The organism is Salinibacterium sp. PAMC 21357 (genome assembly GCF_000247645.1).
GTDB lineage: Bacteria > Actinomycetota > Actinomycetes > Actinomycetales > Microbacteriaceae > Rhodoglobus.
In genome coordinates, this window is sequence record NZ_AHWA01000005.1 from 243,686 (window position 1) to 261,380 (window position 17,695).

12 protein-coding genes and 3 rRNA genes are annotated in these 17,695 nt (G+C 58.0%); 13 read left to right on the forward strand and 2 right to left on the reverse strand.

Going from position 1 to position 17,695, the window contains the following annotated elements:
• Positions 1-2 precede the first annotated feature (2 nt).
• On the forward strand, positions 3-590 hold the full coding sequence (locus tag ON14_RS11430; protein WP_010205236.1) for a DNA-3-methyladenine glycosylase: 588 nt from the start codon (positions 3-5) through the stop codon (positions 588-590).
• Positions 590-1,510 carry a DUF817 domain-containing protein gene (locus ON14_RS11435; RefSeq protein WP_010205237.1) on the forward strand — a complete coding sequence of 307 codons (921 nt, stop codon included), beginning with the start codon at positions 590-592 and terminating at the stop codon, positions 1,508-1,510. Before ON14_RS11430 ends, ON14_RS11435 begins: the two co-directional genes overlap by 1 nt.
• Before the next feature lie 21 nt (positions 1,511-1,531).
• Here ON14_RS11435 and ON14_RS11440 read toward each other — a convergent pair whose 3' ends face one another.
• Both ON14_RS11440 and ON14_RS11445 read right to left on the reverse strand, forming a co-directional pair.
• A complete protein-coding gene (locus tag ON14_RS11440; RefSeq protein ID WP_010205238.1) occupies positions 1,532-2,086 on the reverse strand; it encodes a hypothetical protein in 555 nt (184 codons plus the stop codon).
• Positions 2,083-2,583, reverse strand: coding sequence for a hypothetical protein (locus ON14_RS11445; RefSeq protein ID WP_010205239.1), 501 nt, complete (start codon positions 2,581-2,583; stop codon positions 2,083-2,085). Before ON14_RS11445 ends, ON14_RS11440 begins: the two co-directional genes overlap by 4 nt.
• A gap of 272 nt (positions 2,584-2,855) precedes the next feature.
• Here ON14_RS11445 and tyrS point away from each other — a divergent pair, with 272 nt between their 5' ends.
• From tyrS to ON14_RS11500, 11 genes are all read left to right on the forward strand, one after another.
• Positions 2,856-4,166, forward strand: coding sequence for a tyrosine--tRNA ligase (gene tyrS, locus ON14_RS11450; RefSeq protein ID WP_026037696.1), 1,311 nt, complete (start codon positions 2,856-2,858; stop codon positions 4,164-4,166).
• Positions 4,167-4,307: 141 nt separating this feature from the next.
• The gene (locus ON14_RS11455) at positions 4,308-4,859 is read left to right on the forward strand and encodes a dihydrofolate reductase family protein (RefSeq protein WP_010205264.1); all 552 of its coding nucleotides are present in this window, start codon (positions 4,308-4,310) and stop codon (positions 4,857-4,859) included.
• A 746-nt stretch (positions 4,860-5,605) separates the two neighbouring features.
• A 16S ribosomal RNA gene (locus tag ON14_RS11460) occupies positions 5,606-7,130 on the forward strand.
• 508 nt (positions 7,131-7,638) lie between these two features.
• Positions 7,639-10,755 (forward strand): 23S ribosomal RNA (locus ON14_RS11465).
• Between the two features lie 180 nt (positions 10,756-10,935).
• Positions 10,936-11,052 (forward strand): 5S ribosomal RNA (gene rrf / locus ON14_RS11470).
• The 16S, 23S and 5S rRNA genes sit together here, the layout of an rRNA operon.
• Before the next feature lie 242 nt (positions 11,053-11,294).
• Positions 11,295-11,645: an HPF/RaiA family ribosome-associated protein gene (locus ON14_RS11475; protein ID WP_010205265.1), complete on the forward strand. Its 351-nt coding sequence runs from the start codon at positions 11,295-11,297 to the stop codon at positions 11,643-11,645.
• 131 nt (positions 11,646-11,776) lie between these two features.
• Positions 11,777-12,901 carry a LacI family DNA-binding transcriptional regulator gene (locus ON14_RS11480; protein WP_202800948.1) on the forward strand — a complete coding sequence of 375 codons (1,125 nt, stop codon included), beginning with the start codon at positions 11,777-11,779 and terminating at the stop codon, positions 12,899-12,901.
• Complete coding sequence (locus ON14_RS11485; RefSeq protein ID WP_010205267.1) at positions 12,901-14,514, forward strand: FAD-dependent oxidoreductase; 1,614 nt, start codon at positions 12,901-12,903, stop codon at positions 14,512-14,514. The genes ON14_RS11480 and ON14_RS11485 overlap by 1 nt, the downstream gene beginning before the upstream one ends.
• Before the next feature lie 16 nt (positions 14,515-14,530).
• Complete coding sequence (locus tag ON14_RS11490; RefSeq protein ID WP_010205268.1) at positions 14,531-15,808, forward strand: extracellular solute-binding protein; 1,278 nt, start codon at positions 14,531-14,533, stop codon at positions 15,806-15,808.
• A gap of 10 nt (positions 15,809-15,818) precedes the next feature.
• Positions 15,819-16,769 carry a carbohydrate ABC transporter permease gene (locus ON14_RS11495; protein ID WP_010205269.1) on the forward strand — a complete coding sequence of 317 codons (951 nt, stop codon included), beginning with the start codon at positions 15,819-15,821 and terminating at the stop codon, positions 16,767-16,769.
• Positions 16,759-17,649, forward strand: a complete 891-nt coding sequence (locus ON14_RS11500) for a carbohydrate ABC transporter permease (protein WP_010205270.1) — start codon at positions 16,759-16,761, stop codon at positions 17,647-17,649. The genes ON14_RS11495 and ON14_RS11500 overlap by 11 nt, the downstream gene beginning before the upstream one ends.
• Positions 17,650-17,695: the final 46 nt, after the last annotated feature.

A 17,695-nucleotide genomic window follows, 5' to 3' on the forward strand; every position in this document is an offset into this window, starting at 1 on the left:
ACGTGTTCGAGCTGCTCAGCAGGCCGGCGACTGAGGTTGCTCCGCTTTTGTTGGGTGCTGTCGTGCGCGTCGGTGATGTCGCAGTACGGCTCACCGAGGTCGAGGCCTATCTGGGCGAGGTCGATCCTGGCTCCCACGCATTTCGGGGACCGGGCAAACGAAACGCTGTGATGTACGGGCCACCTGGCCATCTCTATACCTACTTCACTTACGGAATGCACACGTGCGCGAACGTCGTATGTATGCCCGAGGGCGTTGCCTCAGGAATTCTGCTGCGTGCTGGTGAGGTGATCGAGGGGATGGATGTCGCGGCTGAACGCCGCGCAACATCCAAGAAACCGGCTGACCTCGCGATGGGCCCCGCCCGTCTCGCGGTGGCGTTGGGAATCCGATTGGATGACGCCGGCACCAACCTCAAATCGGGTCGCGTCCGCTTAGAGCTGCCTCAATCGCAATCTCCGTTTAGGGCTGGTCCGCGCACGGGTGTCGCGGGCGATGGCGGCACCGACCAGTACCCGTGGCGCTTCTGGATTCCGGGGGAGCCGAGCGTGTCTCCGTATCGTGCCGCGGTGAAACGCAAGCGCAGCTAATGGCCCGGTTCACACCGCTAGAGCAGCGGATTGATGAGTGGGCGCATCGGCGTCTCGACAGGGTGCGCGGTGCGGCCGCGAACCCGCAATCCGCCAGCACGAGCGCGGCGTCGCCGCGCCTCCGCACGTGGGCTGTCGAGTTCACGGTGTTCGTGCTCAAGCAAGCGTGGGCCTGCGTGTTCGGGGGAGCATTACTCGCGGTTCTCGTGCTCACTCGCCTCTGGTATCCAGAGTCGGCGGCCCTCGCGCGCAACGATTTTTTGGTGCTCGCGGCACTCGCGATCCAGATTCTCATGGTGGTCTTCAAGCTGGAGACACTGCGCGAACTGCGGGTGATCATCCTGTTCCACATTGTGGGCACGGTGATGGAGATCTTCAAAACGGATGCCGGATCCTGGACGTACGAGGGCGACGGCGTGCTGCACATCTTCGGCGTCCCGCTCTATAGCGGCTTCATGTACGCGGCGGTCGGGTCGTACATGGTGCGCGTATTTCGCCTTTTCGAGCTCCGCTTCGATCGCTACCCCCGGCGCTGGATCACGGCGATTCTGGCCACGCTGATTTACATCAACTTTTTCAGCCATCACTTCATCGTTGATGCCCGGTGGTTTCTGTTTGCGGCGATCGCGGTGGTCTGGTGGCGAACGGTCATGCACGTCAGAGTTTCACGGGTGCGATTCCGGATGCCGGTGCTCGTAGCTTTCGTGCTGGTCTCGATCTTCATTTGGATCGCCGAAAATGTGGCGACTTGGTCGAACGCGTGGGTTTACCCGAATCAGTCGGACGGCTGGGAGCTCGTATCGATCGCCAAGCTCGGTTCGTGGCTCCTGCTGATGATCGTGTCAGTGGTGCTCGTGACGTGGGTCGAGAAACCGCGGCCTCCTGAGCCGCTCGGCGACAGCGCAAAGCAGCAGCCGTAGGGAGAAAAGCCGCAAGCGGGTTTAGCGTCCGACGAGTAATGCCGCGGTGCACAGCCCGGCCCACACCAGACTCACGAGAGTGCCGATGATGAATCGCTCGCGCGCGGCCGCGTTCTCCAATTCGGCGAAGCGACCCAGTCCTTTGATGGCGACGATGACAGCAATAGCGCCGGGCTGCCACACCATGAACGAGGCAATGAAGGCGAAGCGCTCAAGGTAACCGATCGTGGTTCCACCGCGCAGAATTTCACGTTCGGGCAGGGGCGAGTCGGCGTCGATCACGAGGATGCCGCCGTGCTCGCCGCGGGGTGCCGGATACGAGGCAAGCGAGAGCACGAGTGCCACGAGGGGGCTGCCCGCAATTGTCGCGAGGGCGACGAGGGCTGCACTGAGCAAGATCACGAGCCCAGCAACATCACCGGGTAAAGGGTTTCCGGTGGATCCCAGGATGAGGGCGATTCCGACGGGCAGCAGCGAGACGGTGGCGAGCCAGTACTTGTCGGTGCGGGCCGCAATCATGGATGCACCAATCGCTCCTATTGTGAGAACGAGTACCGCGATCCACCAGCCGATCATGACGTGCCTTTCTCTGCGCTGAGCGCGTTGTCGGTTACTACTCCACTGTGTGCTCTGTCGAGCAGGTTTGCAAGAGCCCGAACGGCGTCTTCTTCTGTGCGTAATCCGGCGACGAGCGCGCGCTGGCTGGCGGATTGTGGCGAGATACCGAGGCGTTCAGCGGCATCCGCTTGAGTGATGCCGGTGCTGAGCAGGTCGTAGAGTTCCCAGCCGTTGGCGGTGCGCCGGTTGCGCAACAGAATCAGCAGTTCGAGGAGCGGTTCGATGTCGCGGGCAAGTGCGCTGGCGGGGTCGGACTCGACGGCGCATTTGGCTGGACTCTTCTTGGCGCGATCGATGGCATCGCGGGCGGCGAGAAAAGCGCGTCCGCTGGTCGCGCGCACATTGGTTCCATAGGGGAGCGGCACCGCTCCGATCCCGATTCCCACGCTCCACTGTTCCGTGCGGGTCAGTTCAAGAGTGATGTCAAGAGCAGCCTGCGCCGAGGTCAGCAGCATCTGGGCTTCGTCTCCGGCGGTGCGTTCGGCGGGCAGGGCGAGGTCATCTGTGCGCTCGGCGTTGATGTGCTGCAGGGTTTGCGCTACGGCATCCGGGCTGCTGCGGCTGTTTCGTTGGTCCGCTGTGATACAAACATACCTAAAGGCTACAGCATTGATTCCTCAACATCAGGCCCACAAGCCTGATTCCCCACAATCAGTGCCTCAGCATTGTGGATGCCACCACTCTCGCTGCTCTCACCACCCCGCTATTAGGTACTACGGTTAATGATGTGTCAGCGACAGCATCAGAATCCCTCAGTACTCAAAGCAACGACAGCTCTTTCGAGAGCTTGTGGCAAGAACTCACTTGGCGTGGCCTCGTGCACGTCTCCACCGATGCGGATGCGCTTGAGAAGCTTCTCGACGGTGACCCCATCACCTACTACTGCGGATTCGACCCCACGGCACCCAGCCTTCACTTGGGCAACCTCGTTCAACTGCTTCTACTGCGCCGTCTTCAGCTGGCCGGCCACAAACCTCTCGGACTCGTCGGGGGAGCGACCGGCCTCATCGGCGACCCGCGTCCCACAGCAGAGCGCACGCTCAACGACAACGACACCGTTGCCGAGTGGGTCAGCTACTTGCAGGCTCAGGTCTCCAAGTTTTTGAGCACCGAGGGCGACAACGCTGTGCGCATGGTGAACAACCTCGACTGGACAGCGCCCATGAGCGCGATCGACTTTCTGCGCGATGTCGGCAAGTACTTCCGTGTCGGTACGATGCTCAAAAAGGATGCGGTGAGCGCGCGTCTCAACAGTGACGCCGGCATCAGCTACACCGAGTTCAGCTACCAAGTCATGCAGGGCATGGACTTCCTGGAGCTCTACCGCAACTATGACTGCGTGTTGCAAACCGGTGGCAGCGACCAGTGGGGCAACCTCATCAGTGGTAGCGACCTCATCCACAAGGCTGAAAGCGCGAGCGTTCACGCCATTGGTACGCCGCTCATCACCAACTCGGATGGCACCAAGTTCGGCAAGAGCGAGGGGAACGCCATTTGGCTTGACTCGAACATGACGAGCCCGTACGCGTTCTACCAGTTTTGGCTTAATACGGATGATGCGGATGTCATTGAGCGCGTGAAAATCTTCACGTTCTTGTCGCGCGAACAAATCAGCACTCTCGAGACCGCGGTGGCCGAGGCGCCGTTTAGGCGCGAAGCTCAGAAGACGCTCGCGTACGAAGTCACGTCTCTCGTGCACGGCCGCGCCGCAACGGAGGCGGCAATTGCTGCTTCGGCTGCGCTTTTTGGTCAAGGCGAGTTGACGTCGCTGGATGCAGACACTCTTGCTGCGGCGCTGCGCGAACTTGCGCACGTCGAGACAGCGGCGGAGGTGACGATCGTGCAATTACTCGTCGACACCAAGCTAGTGACGAGCGCGAGCGAAGCGCGTCGAGCAATCTCGCAGGGCGGTGTCTACCTCAACAATGTTGCGGTAGCGGATGACCAAGCGACGGTCGGCAGCGATCTTCTGGCCGGAAACGTGGCGGTTCTCCGTCGCGGCAAGAAGACTCTCGCGGGAATCTTCGTCACGTCCTAAGGCGTTGGCGTTTTAGCACCGTAGCTTCCGGGAGCTTCAGTGCTCCCGCTCGCTCCAGGCCGAGCGAGCGCCTACTCGCCAGAGCTGTATCTCCAAGTCAGTTGAGATGCCCCTGTCGCACGGTGCGCGTAGCCTGACGGCATGTCCCGCATACTCTTCGAAACCGCATCCACTCTCAACGGCTTCATCGCCGATGAGTCTCACTCTCTCGAGTGGTTGTTTGCGGTTGATGCTGATGAAACACCCGCTGTGGCTCCGACAGCCACGGTGATGGTTGAAGGGGCGACCACCTATGAGTGGGTGCTCGAACACGAAAATCTGATGGCGCAGCCGCATAAATGGACCGAATTCTTCGGGCAGAAGTCGACCTTTGTGTTCACCACCCGCACTCTCCCCGTTCCTGAAGGCGCCGATGTACGTTTCGTTAGTGGCAGCGTGACGGATGCTCTGCCAACGATTCGCGAAGCGGCTGGCGACGGTGACATCTGGTTAGTGGGTGGGGGAGACCTGGCCGCACAGTTCTTGGAGGCTGATGCTCTTGACCAGATTTCAGTCTCGTTTGCTCCGGCCACGCTGGTTGCCGGGGCACCCCTGTTCCCCCGAGTGCTGGGGTCGGATCGTCTTCGGTTGGCATCAGCGAAAGCGGTTGGTCAATTTGCGCACGTTGTCTATGACGTAGTTCCGCGCAACTGAGTAGCTGTTTCGAGCACAAGGCACGCCGAGACTGACGGGCCATGGACTACACCCTCCGCTCGCGTGCAACCATCATCTCGCGGCGCGTTTCGCGTGAGCATGATGCGACACGCCCGGGATGAGTGTGATGTTGGCGAGGGGGCTGGAATGCACGTAATGTTTCCTCTTGTCACCCCAAAGGTGCGGAAGTCCCGGGCAGTTCTGCTGCTAGGTTTCCGGCCTCAAGTGGGGGCCACCATCCTCTAAATCTGTTATAGTTTTAGTCCGGTCGGGTAGCGGAATTCCTCTTGTAGGTTTCGGTATCGGGTCGTTGGATGTTCCCGCTTTATTCGCGTGTTGGTCAGTTGTTGTGTGCCGTTCTGGTGCGGAATTGCTGGTTTGACAAGCGCGGTGAAGCTGGTAAGTTAGACAGGTTGCCTTCCGCTTTCGGCGGGGGTTGCCAACACAGGTTTTGAAAGCCCTGGGGTGAAGCCGTTTTGCGGTGGAGGTCAGGAGCGTCCGATCCTTGAGAACTCAACAGCGTGCACAATGTCAAATGCCAAAAACCCGACTGTGTTTATGGGAATTGTTCTAATCAGAACAGTTTCGTTTATGCAGCGGATTCCTTTGGAAAAAGATATAAACAACAAAGCAAGTCAGTATTGATTTGTTCTGTCAGTTTCAAACTTGTTGCCTCGACACCCTATTCCGGGTGCGGGTGACACAAGATGTGCTTCTGCAAGCTTGCTTGTGGTTGCAATCAAACATTTATGGAGAGTTTGATCCTGGCTCAGGATGAACGCTGGCGGCGTGCTTAACACATGCAAGTCGAACGATGAAGCCGGAGCTTGCTCTGGTGGATTAGTGGCGAACGGGTGAGTAACACGTGAGTAACCTGCCCTTGACTCTGGAATAAGCGTTGGAAACGACGTCTAATACCGGATACGAGCTTCAGCCGCATGGCTAGGAGCTGGAAAGAATTTCGGTCAAGGATGGACTCGCGGCCTATCAGGTAGTTGGTGAGGTAATAGCTCACCAAGCCTACGACGGGTAGCCGGCCTGAGAGGGTGACCGGCCACACTGGAACTGAGACACGGTCCAGACTCCTACGGGAGGCAGCAGTGGGGAATATTGCACAATGGGCGCAAGCCTGATGCAGCAACGCCGCGTGAGGGACGACGGCCTTCGGGTTGTAAACCTCTTTTAGTAGGGAAGAAGCGAAAGTGACGGTACCTGCAGAAAAAGCACCGGCTAACTACGTGCCAGCAGCCGCGGTAATACGTAGGGTGCAAGCGTTATCCGGAATTATTGGGCGTAAAGAGCTCGTAGGCGGTTTGTCGCGTCTGCTGTGAAAACTGGGGGCTCAACCCCCAGCCTGCAGTGGGTACGGGCAGACTAGAGTGCGGTAGGGGAGATTGGAATTCCTGGTGTAGCGGTGGAATGCGCAGATATCAGGAGGAACACCAATGGCGAAGGCAGATCTCTGGGCCGTTACTGACGCTGAGGAGCGAAAGCATGGGGAGCGAACAGGATTAGATACCCTGGTAGTCCATGCCGTAAACGTTGGGAACTAGATGTAGGGGCCATTCCACGGTTTCTGTGTCGCAGCTAACGCATTAAGTTCCCCGCCTGGGGAGTACGGCCGCAAGGCTAAAACTCAAAGGAATTGACGGGGGCCCGCACAAGCGGCGGAGCATGCGGATTAATTCGATGCAACGCGAAGAACCTTACCAAGACTTGACATATACGAGAACGGGCTAGAAATAGTTCACTCTTTGGACACTCGTAAACAGGTGGTGCATGGTTGTCGTCAGCTCGTGTCGTGAGATGTTGGGTTAAGTCCCGCAACGAGCGCAACCCTCGTTCTTTGTTGCCAGCACGTAATGGTGGGAACTCAAAGGAGACTGCCGGGGTCAACTCGGAGGAAGGTGGGGATGACGTCAAATCATCATGCCCCTTATGTCTTGGGCTTCACGCATGCTACAATGGCCGATACAAAGGGCTGCAATACCGCAAGGTGGAGCGAATCCCAAAAAGTCGGTCTCAGTTCGGATTGAGGTCTGCAACTCGACCTCATGAAGTCGGAGTCGCTAGTAATCGCAGATCAGCAACGCTGCGGTGAATACGTTCCCGGGCCTTGTACACACCGCCCGTCAAGTCATGAAAGTCGGTAACACCCGAAGCCAGTGGCCTAACCCGCAAGGGGAGGAGCTGTCGAAGGTGGGATTGGTAATTAGGACTAAGTCGTAACAAGGTAGCCGTACCGGAAGGTGCGGCTGGATCACCTCCTTTCTAAGGAGCATGTGCAACGCGTTTTTTCGTCTCTGCGGTATACACAGAGTTAGTGAAATTCGCATTATGTTGCCAAGTCGTACTGCCCTGTTCGGGGTAGACGGCGCTCATGGGTGGAACATTGACATTGTGGCCAGAGGATCTGTTTCCTCTTCAGTACATCAACTTTCGGGTTGGTAGGAACGAGGGGTGATGGGGGTGCTGGTCTTTGCACGTTGTTGGGTCCTGAGGGACCGGGCTCGGATTGTAAGATTCGTGTTCGTACCTTGGGCCTGGGACATCGAAAGGTGTTCCTGGGTCTACGGATCCTGGTCTTGTTTCCTGCAGGTTGGGGGATGAGGGAGGATACCGCCCGTATTTTGAGAACTACACAGTGGACGCGAGCATCTTAGATTCGACCGAAAGGTCGGATCACAGAAATAACAATAGCTGTCTGCCATTTATGGTGGTCAGTTCATTGGTCTATCTCAACACTTCGGTGTTGCGATCGATTCTTATACTCATGTGATATCAATTTTCTAAGAGCAAACGGTGGATGCCTTGGCATCTGGAGCCGAAGAAGGACGTATAAATCTGCGATAAGCCTCGGGGAGCTGATAATAGAGCTTTGATCCGAGGATTTCCGAATGGGGAAACCCCGCTGGGCGTTGCAAGACGACTCAGTGACTCCCGCCTGAATATATAGGGCGGGTAGAGGGAACGTGGGGAAGTGAAACATCTCAGTACCCACAGGAAGAGAAAACAACCGTGATTCCGTTAGTAGTGGCGAGCGAAACCGGACGAGGCCAAACCGATCATGTGTGATAGCCGGCAGGCGTTGCATGGTCGGGGTAGTGGGACTTTTCAGCTGTTACTGCCGTACAGCAAGAATTACAAAGTGATATAGACGAAGTGGATTGAAAGCCACGCCATAGAGGGTGCCAGCCCCTTAGTCGAAATGTTGCAATGGTTCGAAGAGTATCCCAAGTAGCACGGGGCCCGAGAAATCCCGTGTGAATCTGTCAGGACCACCTGATAAGCCTAAATACTTCCAGATGACCGATAGCGGACAAGTACCGTGAGGGAAAGGTGAAAAGTACCCCGGGAGGGGAGTGAAATAGTACCTGAAACCGTTTGCTTACAAACCGTTGGAGCAGCCTTAGTAGCTGTGACAGCGTGCCTTTTGAAGAATGAGCCTGCGAGTTAGTGATCAGTGGCGAGGTTAACCCGTGTGGGGCAGCCGTAGCGAAAGCGAGTCTTAATAGGGCGTTATAGTCGCTGGTTCTAGACCCGAAGCGAAGTGATCTATCCATGGCCAGGTTGAAGCGTGTGTAAGAGCACGTGGAGGACCGAACCCACTTAGGTTGAAAACTGAGGGGATGAGCTGTGGATAGGGGTGAAAGGCCAATCAAACTTCGTGATAGCTGGTTCTCTCCGAAATGCATTTAGGTGCAGCGTTGCGTGTTTCTTGCCGGAGGTAGAGCTACTGGATAGCTGATGGGCCCTAAAAGGTTACTGACGTTAGCCAAACTCCGAATGCCGGTAAGTGAGAGCGCAGCAGTGAGACGGTGGGGGATAAGCTTCATCGTCGAGAGGGTAACAGCCCAGACTACCAACTAAGGTCCCCAAGCGTGTGCTAAGTGGGAAAGGATGTGGAGTTGCACAGACAACCAGGAGGTTGGCTTAGAAGCAGCCACCCTTGAAAGAGTGCGTAATAGCTCACTGGTCAAGTGATTCCGCGCCGACAATGTAACGGGGCTCAAGCACACCACCGAAGTTGTAGATTTCGTATTTTAGGTAAGCCTTCGTGGTTCAGCCGTACGGAGTGGTAGGAGAGCGTCGTGTGGCGAGTGAAGCGGCGGTGTAAACCAGCCGTGGACGCTACACGAGTGAGAATGCAGGCATGAGTAGCGAAAGACGGGCGAGAAACCCGTCCTCCGAATGATCAAGGGTTCCAGGGCCAGGCTAATCCGCCCTGGGTAAGTCGGGACCTAAGGCGAGGCCGACAGGCGTAGTCGATGGACAACGGGTTGATATTCCCGTACTGACGAAGAACCGCCCAAACTAATCCAGTAATGCTAAGTATCTGAATCCCCTAGACCAATCCCTTCGGGGTGAGGCGTGGGGCCTAGCGTACGACCCTATTCTGGTGCGGTTAGCGTATTAACAGGTGTGACGCAGGAAGGTAGCTGAGCCGGGCGATGGTTGTCCCGGTCTAAGAATGTAGGCCGAGAGATAGGCAAATCCGTCTCTCACTAAGGCTGAGACTCGATGGGTAGTCCTCACGGACGAAATCAGTGATCCTATGCTGCCAAGAAAAGCATCGACGCGAGGTTCAAGTTACCCGTACCCAAACCGACTCAGGTGATCAGGTAGAGAATACTAAGGAGATCGAGAGAATCGTGGTTAAGGAACTCGGCAAAATGCCCCCGTAACTTCGGGATAAGGGGGGCCTAAGGCGTGAACGGACTTGCTCCGGGAGCGCTGCAGGGCCGCAGAGACCAGTGGGAAGCGACTGTTTACTAAAAACACAGGTCCGTGCTAAGTCGCAAGACGATGTATACGGACTGACGCCTGCCCGGTGCTGGAAGGTTAAGAGGAACGGTTAGCCGTAAGGCGAAGCTGTGAATTTAAGCCCCAGTAAACGGCGGTGGTAACTATAACCATCCTAAGGTAGCGAAATTCCTTGTCGGGTAAGTTCCGACCTGCACGAATGGCGTAACGACTTCCCAGCTGTCTCAACCGCGAACTCGGCGAAATTGCACTACGAGTAAAGATGCTCGTTACGCGCAGAAGGACGGAAAGACCCCGTGACCTTTACTATAGCTTTGTATTGGTGTTCGGTGTGGCCTGTGTAGGATAGGTGGGAGACTGTGAAGCTTGGACGCTAGTTCAGGTGGAGTCATTGTTGAAATACCACTCTGGTCATATTGGATATCTAACTTCGAACCGTAATCCGGTTCAGGGACAGTGCATGGTGGGTAGTTTAACTGGGGCGGTTGCCTCCCAAAAAGTAACGGAGGCGCCCAAAGGTTCCCTCAACCTGGTTGGTAATCAGGTGTCGAGTGTAAGTGCACAAGGGAGCTTGACTGTGAGACTGACAAGTCGAGCAGGGACGAAAGTCGGGGCTAGTGATCCGGCAGTGGCTTGTGGAAGCGCTGTCGCTCAACGGATAAAAGGTACCTCGGGGATAACAGGCTGATCTTGCCCAAGAGTCCATATCGACGGCATGGTTTGGCACCTCGATGTCGGCTCGTCGCATCCTGGGGCTGGAGTAGGTCCCAAGGGTTGGGCTGTTCGCCCATTAAAGCGGTACGCGAGCTGGGTTTAGAACGTCGTGAGACAGTTCGGTCCCTATCCTCTGCGCGCGCAGGAAATTTGAGAACATCTATCCCTAGTACGAGAGGACCGGGATGGACGAACCTCTGGTGTGTCAGTTGTTCCGCCAGGAGCACCGCTGATTAGCTACGTTCGGAATGGATAACCGCTGAAAGCATCTAAGCGGGAAGCCAGCTTCAAGATGAGATTTCCATGGCTTAGGCCGAGAGACTCGCAGCTAGACTACTGCGTTGATAGGCTGGATGTGGAAGCAGGGACTAACGACCTGTGGAGCTGACCAGTACTAATAAGTCGATAAATTGATAACACCCCACCTCACTGGGAGTCCGTAAGGACTTCGAATGGTGAATGAGAAGAATTCTCGCGTCCACTTTGTGGTTCCCGATTTACGGTCGGGAACTGCGCCCAGCACACACTGCTGAGCACCCACCTCGGTGGAAGCTCTGTGATGTGAACTGGCCCAGACTGATACATAAATCAATAGTGTTTCGGCGGCCATAGCGAGAGGGAAACGCCCGGTTACATTCCGAACCCGGAAGCTAAGACTCTCTGCGCCGATGGTACTGCAAGGGGGACCTTGTGGGAGAGTAGGACACCGCCGGACTTAAATTGTAAAATAGCCACACCCTTCGGGGTGTGGCTATTTTGCGTTAACCACTCGGCAACCCCGTGCAGAGGCGTCCCGCAACGCCCTCAGCTAACCAGGGCATCCTCGGAACGTAACAGGGCATCCTCGGAACGCCCAGCCTTCCGGCGTAGCGTGACGTTTACTTGTACCGCCGGCCCTCCCGCGGTTTCCTCGCGTCAGGGCAACTTGCGGCACACCTCAACCGCCAGGAGGCAGCCATGCAGGTCGTCGTGAACACCGACAACAACATCACTCTCAACGAGAACGCGATCCGTGAAGTTGAAGCCGAAGTGCAGAGCAAACTTTCCCATTTCAGCTCGCACCTCACCCGCGTGGAAGTCCACCTCAGCGATGAGAGTGCTGGCCGTAGCAGCGGGGGCGACATCCAGTGCCGGCTTGAAGCTCGCCCGGAAGGGCGCACGCCCGAGCTCGCGACAGACAATGCTTCGGCGGTCGATGCAGCCCTCAATGGAGCGCTTCGCAAGATGCAGCATGTGCTCGACACGACCTTCGGGCGGATCGATCGTCGCAAGGGCTCGACTTCAATGGGCGGCGAGCAAACGCCCTAACGCCGAGGGCGTGCCCCGGCCGGGATCCCCGAAGGCGATCTCCTAAGCGGCGTTGGCAGGCCTCAAGCTTTGGGGTAGCAACCCGGCATCTTTTCGTTGATTTCTGTGATGATACGTATAATCACTTTATTTTGTGTACGGTAATACGCATCATCACTTTTTTACTCAACGAAGAGAACGGCGGACGACCAGTGGCGATCAATCGGCCAGAGCGCGTCACTCAGCGAATGATCGCTGAGCTCGCCGGCGTGAGCCAGGCGACGGTGTCGCTCGTGCTCAACGGGAAGACCGACTCGACAACGCGCATTCCTGCCGAGACCCGCCAGCGCGTGCTCGAGGTCATCCGCGAGACTACCTATGTCGCCGATCCCGCCGCTCGCAGCCTGGCCGGGGTGGGAAATAACCTGATCGGCATCTTCACCTACGAGCACGCATTCCCCCACGAAAGCTCAGACTTCTACACGCCGCTGTTGACCGGTATCGAGGGTGCTGCAGAGCAGATCGGCGTCGATCTGCTGATGTTCACGAGCGCTCCTGTTGTTGATGGGCGTCGCCGTCTCTTTCACGAGAACAACCGCCTTCGCCTCGCCGACGGTTGCCTCCTGCTCGGGCGTGAAATGGATGCCGACGAGCTTACGCGCCTCGTCGACAGCCGCTACCCCTTCGTTGCCATCGGTCGACGAGATGCCGCTGACGGTCGCATTCCTTACGTTGGGGTGGACTACGGGGGAGCGACCGCGCAACTGGCTCGCCTAGCAATAGACCTCGGTCATAGGGACTTCTACTACCTGCACCTGCCCTTCGCGGCGGAGTCCACCCGCGACCGCAAAGACTCGCTGAGTGCGGAAGTCGAATCCGCCGGGCTTAGTGTGACCATGGCTGTCACCGAGAGTGCTGAGGGAGCCGACCTCGACCTGGCGTGGGCGGCGATTCGGAAGGCACAGCCGACCGTACTTTTCGTAGAGGATGCGGGCCAGGCGGAGGCTCTCCGTGACATTGCGGTCGCTGATGGTGTCGCCGTGCCAGAACAGCTCTCGATCATCGCTCTCGGAGAGCGCACGAGGCCTAGCGGGCATGCTGTCGATTTCACCCGGCTGAGCGCCCCGCGCCAAGAACTTGGGTCGCGCGCTGTAGCGCTGCTCGACCAGATCATGAACGGAACGCGCGACTCGACCGAGCTCGCCCATCAGCAGCTTGTGAGCTGCACAGTCATCGCGGGCGCCACTGTGGCTGCACCACGAGTAGGGAGTATGTAATGAAGAAGCTCAATGCAGATGTCGTGGTGGTTGGCGGCGGAATGGGCGGAGTGGCGGCAGCGCTTGCCGCTCTGCGCGCCGGTCGAAGCGTCATCCTCACCGAACAGTACGAATGGCTCGGCGGGCAACTCACGAGCCAAGCCGTGCCCATGGACGAGCACACGTGGGTTGAACAATTCGGGGTAACCGCGTCGTACCGCGAACTGCGCGACGGCATCCGCGGGTACTACCGCGACAATTACCCGCTGAACGCACAGGCCCGCGCAGAGCGCCACCTCAACCCCGGTGCCGGTCTTGTCAGCCGCTTATGTGCCGAACCCCGAGTGGCAGTCTCAGTCATCGACTCGATGCTGGCGCCGTTCACCGGCTCGACCAAGCTCACCCGGATCAACGGCGTGATCCCGGTAAGCGCGACCGTCGATGACACGATTGTGCGGTCAGTTACGGTGCGCGACGTCACCACCGCCGAAGAAACCGAATTGACAGCGCCCTACATTTTGGATGCCACCGAACTGGGCGACCTGCTTCCGCTCACCGGCGCCGAATATGTCACCGGCACCGAAAGCCGTGCCGACACTGGGGAGCCCAGCGCACCCGAGCACGCGGCTCCGGACAACGTGCAGGCGTTCTCGTGGTGCTTCGTCGTTGACCACCGCGATGGCGAAGATCACACGATCGACAAGCCGCGCGACTACGACTACTGGAGTACCTACCAGCCAGACTTTTGGGGTGCACCTCTCGTGAGCCTCACCGCGCCCCACCCGCGCACCCTCGAGATTGTCACGCGAGCCTTTACTCCCACGATCGACGACGACCCCTTCGCGCGGATCGCCGACCAGCGAGCCGGTGGTGGCGACGATGAACTCTGGATCTTCCGTCGCATCCTCTCTACGAAGATGTTCGAGCCCGGTCACCTCGACAGCGATGTCGTGATGGTCAACTGGCCGATGATCGATTACCTCGACGGGAACCTCATCGATGCCTCCGATGACGATGCTGCCAAGCACCGGGATGCCTCCCGCCAGCTCTCGCTCGCGATGTTCTACTGGCTGCAAACCGAAGCGCCACGACCCGACGGCGGAAAAGGATGGCCGGGATTGCGCCTGCGTGGCGACATAACCGGTACCGCCGATGGACTCGCCCAGGCACCCTACATCCGAGAGTCACGGCGCATAATTTCGGAATATCGCGTGGTGGAAGACGACCTCTCTATCGCTGTTCGCGGCCATGGTCGCCCCGCAACTTTCCCTGACACCGTGGGCGTGGGCATGTACCGCATCGACCTGCACCCCTCCACAGGTGGGGATAACTACATTGATGTCGCTTCGGCGCCATTTGAGATTCCGCTCGGAGCAATGATCCCGGTTCGCCTGGACAACCTGCTTCCGGCGGGTAAGAACGTCGGTACCACCCACATCACCAATGGAGCGTTCCGGCTTCACCCGGTGGAGTGGAACATCGGCGAATCGGCGGGCTGGCTAGCGGCCTTCTGTCTAGACCGTGAGGTTGATCCCCGCACGGTTCGCAACACTCCTGAACTGCTTGAGGAGTTCCAAACCCTGCTAACCCGCCAAGGCGTCGAGCTGCACTGGCCCGACGTAACTGGCTACTGACCGAGGAGAAAGACCAATGAGATCAGCAAAGTGGCTGACCGCCGCTGGACTGCTAACAACAGCAACTCTGGTGCTAACCGGATGTTCTGCAGCTAGCTCAGATGAACAAGCATCAGATGTCGACTTGCGGATGACCGTGTGGACGTCGAACGAAGATCATCTCGCGATGTTCGATTCGATCGCCGACGCGTATATTGCCGACCACCCAGAAATCGCGTCGATCACCTTCGACCCGCTTCCCTTCGCGGACTACACGACGACCCTGACGACCCAGGTCGCCGGAGGAAAGTCACCAGACCTCGCGTGGATTCTGGAAAATACCGCGCCCGATTTTGTTGACTCCGGAGCTCTCGTTCCGATTCAGGAAACCCTCGAAGCTACCGAGGGGTACGAGTACGACGACCTCAGCGATGCTGCGACAAAGCTCTGGAAAAGCGACGGGTCGCTTGTTGCTTACCCATTCTCAACCTCACCCCTCGTGATGTTCGTGAACAACGACCTGCTGGCCGAAGCCGGGCAGCCAACGGCAGCAGAGCTGCGCGGTGAAGGCAATTGGGACTGGGAAAGTGTCTCGGCAGCCAGCAGTGCGGTCAACGCGGCTACGGGCAAAGCCGGGTTCGTCATCCGTGACTTCGACTACACCTCCTGGGACAACCTCGCTTCGATCTGGGATGGCTGGGGAGCTCAGCCATGGAGCGATGACGGCGCTACCTGCGAGTTCGCTTCAGACGAAATGACTGACGCGTTTACCTTCATCCATGACGCTGCCTTTGAGGCAAGCGCAATGCCTGGCCCCGGAACTACAGCCGACTTCTTCGCGGGTGAATCAGCCTTCACGGTGACTCAGATCTCCCGTGCATCGCTGCTCGCGGAGGACGGTTTCAGCTGGGACCTGCTCCCGCTGCCCGCTGGTCCTGCCGGCGAATACTCGATTGTTGGTCAGGCTGGCATCGGCGTGATGTCTCAGGGCGAAAATCCCGAGGCCGCGACGGGCTTCTTGGCCTACTTCTCGAACCCTGAGAACTCCGCGCTTCTGGCGCAGTGGTTCCCGCCAGCTCGAAACTCTCAGCTGAATGCCGAGACGCTTGCTGCGGCCAACCCCGTGCTGTCCGCTGAGCAGATCGACGATGTTGTGGTTCCAGGAATCCTCACCGGTGTCGTTCGACAGGGCCATACAGACTCCGCCAAGATCAGCCAAACCGTGCGCGCATCGCTCGATGCAATGTGGACAGCGGATGCTGACGTACCTGCAGTGCTTCAGGGCGTATGTGACGCCGTGGATCCGCTGCTCTAAGGAATAGATCGTGGCTTCTTCTACCCCAGTGCTGTCGGATCGGGCTCGCGCCCGGTCCGGCGGCACCCGGCCGCGGCGCGCGCTGACCTATCGTCAGCGTGACGCAGCGGCCGGCTACCTTTTCGTTGCACCCCAAGTTCTTGGTGTGACCGCCTTTGTCCTGGTGCCTCTAGCTCTGGTGGTGTACTTCAGCCTCCATGAATGGAATGTGCTCGGCAACAAGTTCACCTACGTGGGCGTCGAAAACTTTGAGCGATTTTTCACCGACCCTCAGATCGTTCCTGTCATGCAGGCAACCGGCGTTTTCTCTATTGGACTCGTCTTCTTTAACCTAGTAATTGCGCTCCTGCTGGCGGTCATGCTCAACCGATCCATGGCCGGGATCACCTTCTTCCGCACCATCTTCTTCTCTCCCGTTGTCGTCTCCCTTGTTGCCTGGACGATTGTGTGGGGCTTCCTCTTTCAAGACAACGGTGGCATCAACGGGATGCTCGAAGTGATTGGCATCGAGGGCCCCAACTGGCTGCGCGAAGGCCCAACCGCAATGATCAGCGTGATCATCGTTCAGGTCTTCAAGAACGTCGGGCTCAACATGGTGCTCTTCCTTGCCGCACTGCAGGGGGTACCTCGCGAGCTGACCGAAGCCGCCACGATGGATGGCGCCAACGCCCGGCGACTCTTCACGCGGATCACCATCCCGCTGATTTCACCAACCATCCTGCTCACCTTCATCATTACGATCGTCGGCTCGCTTCAGGTATTCGCGCAGATTGCGGTGCTCACCCAGGGTGGCCCCGGCATCTCCACCACAGTGCTCGTGTATTACCTCTTCCAACAGGCTTTCCTCTTTGGAGAATTTGGCTACGGCTCTGTACTGTCCATCGTTCTATTCGTCATCGTGCTGATTCTCACAGTTGCGCAATGGCAGCTACGCAAGAGGTGGGTGTTCTATGAAAACTAATGCCGCAACGATCGCCGCACCCGTAGTGGTGCGGCGCATAGCGAAAAACCAGATCACAGTGAAGCGTGTTCTGTTCTACGTCGCGCTCACCGTAATGGCGGTGCCATTCATCCTTCCTACACTGTGGATGATTAGCTCATCGCTCAAGCCGATCGGCGAAATCTTCGCGTTTCCGCCGACACTCTGGTCTGCCAATCCGACCCTGGATGGCTATGTCCAAGCGTTCGAGTTGCAGCCGTTCGTTCGGCAATACTTCAACTCGCTCTACATCGCGCTATTTGTGACGGCGGGCACGATGTTTATCTCATCTCTCGCCGGCTACGCCTTTGCGCGCATCCGCTTTCGAGGTCAGAACATCCTGTTCATGATTGTGCTTGTTGGGCTTCTCATCCCCAGTGAGGTCACCATTGTTCCGCTGTTCCAAATCTTCAGCGGGATGGGACTCATCAACACCCACTGGCCGATCCTGTTGGTCTCGACCTTTGGGGCACCGAGTGTTTTGGCGACGTTCATCATGCGGCAGTTCTTCATATCGCTACCGATCGAGCTTGAAGAGGCGGCACGACTGGATGGGCTTGGTCGCTTTGCGATCTGGTGGCGCATAGCCATGCCGCTGGCGAAGAGCGCGCTCGCCGCGGTCGCGATCTTCACGTTCCTCGCTATTTGGAATCTGTATCTCGAGCCGACGGTGTACCTGCAGTCGCCCGAGCTATTCACTCTGCCTCAGGCGCTCACGCGGTACGCGGATGCCTACGGCGGGCAACTATGGAACGTGCAACTCGCGGCCGCGACAATGACGGCACTGCCGGTGCTCGTCGTATTCGTTCTGGCGCAGAAGCAGTTCGTCGAAGGCCTCGCCCAAACCGGGCTGAAAGGCTAACGCTTCAGCCGAAGAGCCGGCGCATCTCGTTACTCGAGGGCGACCG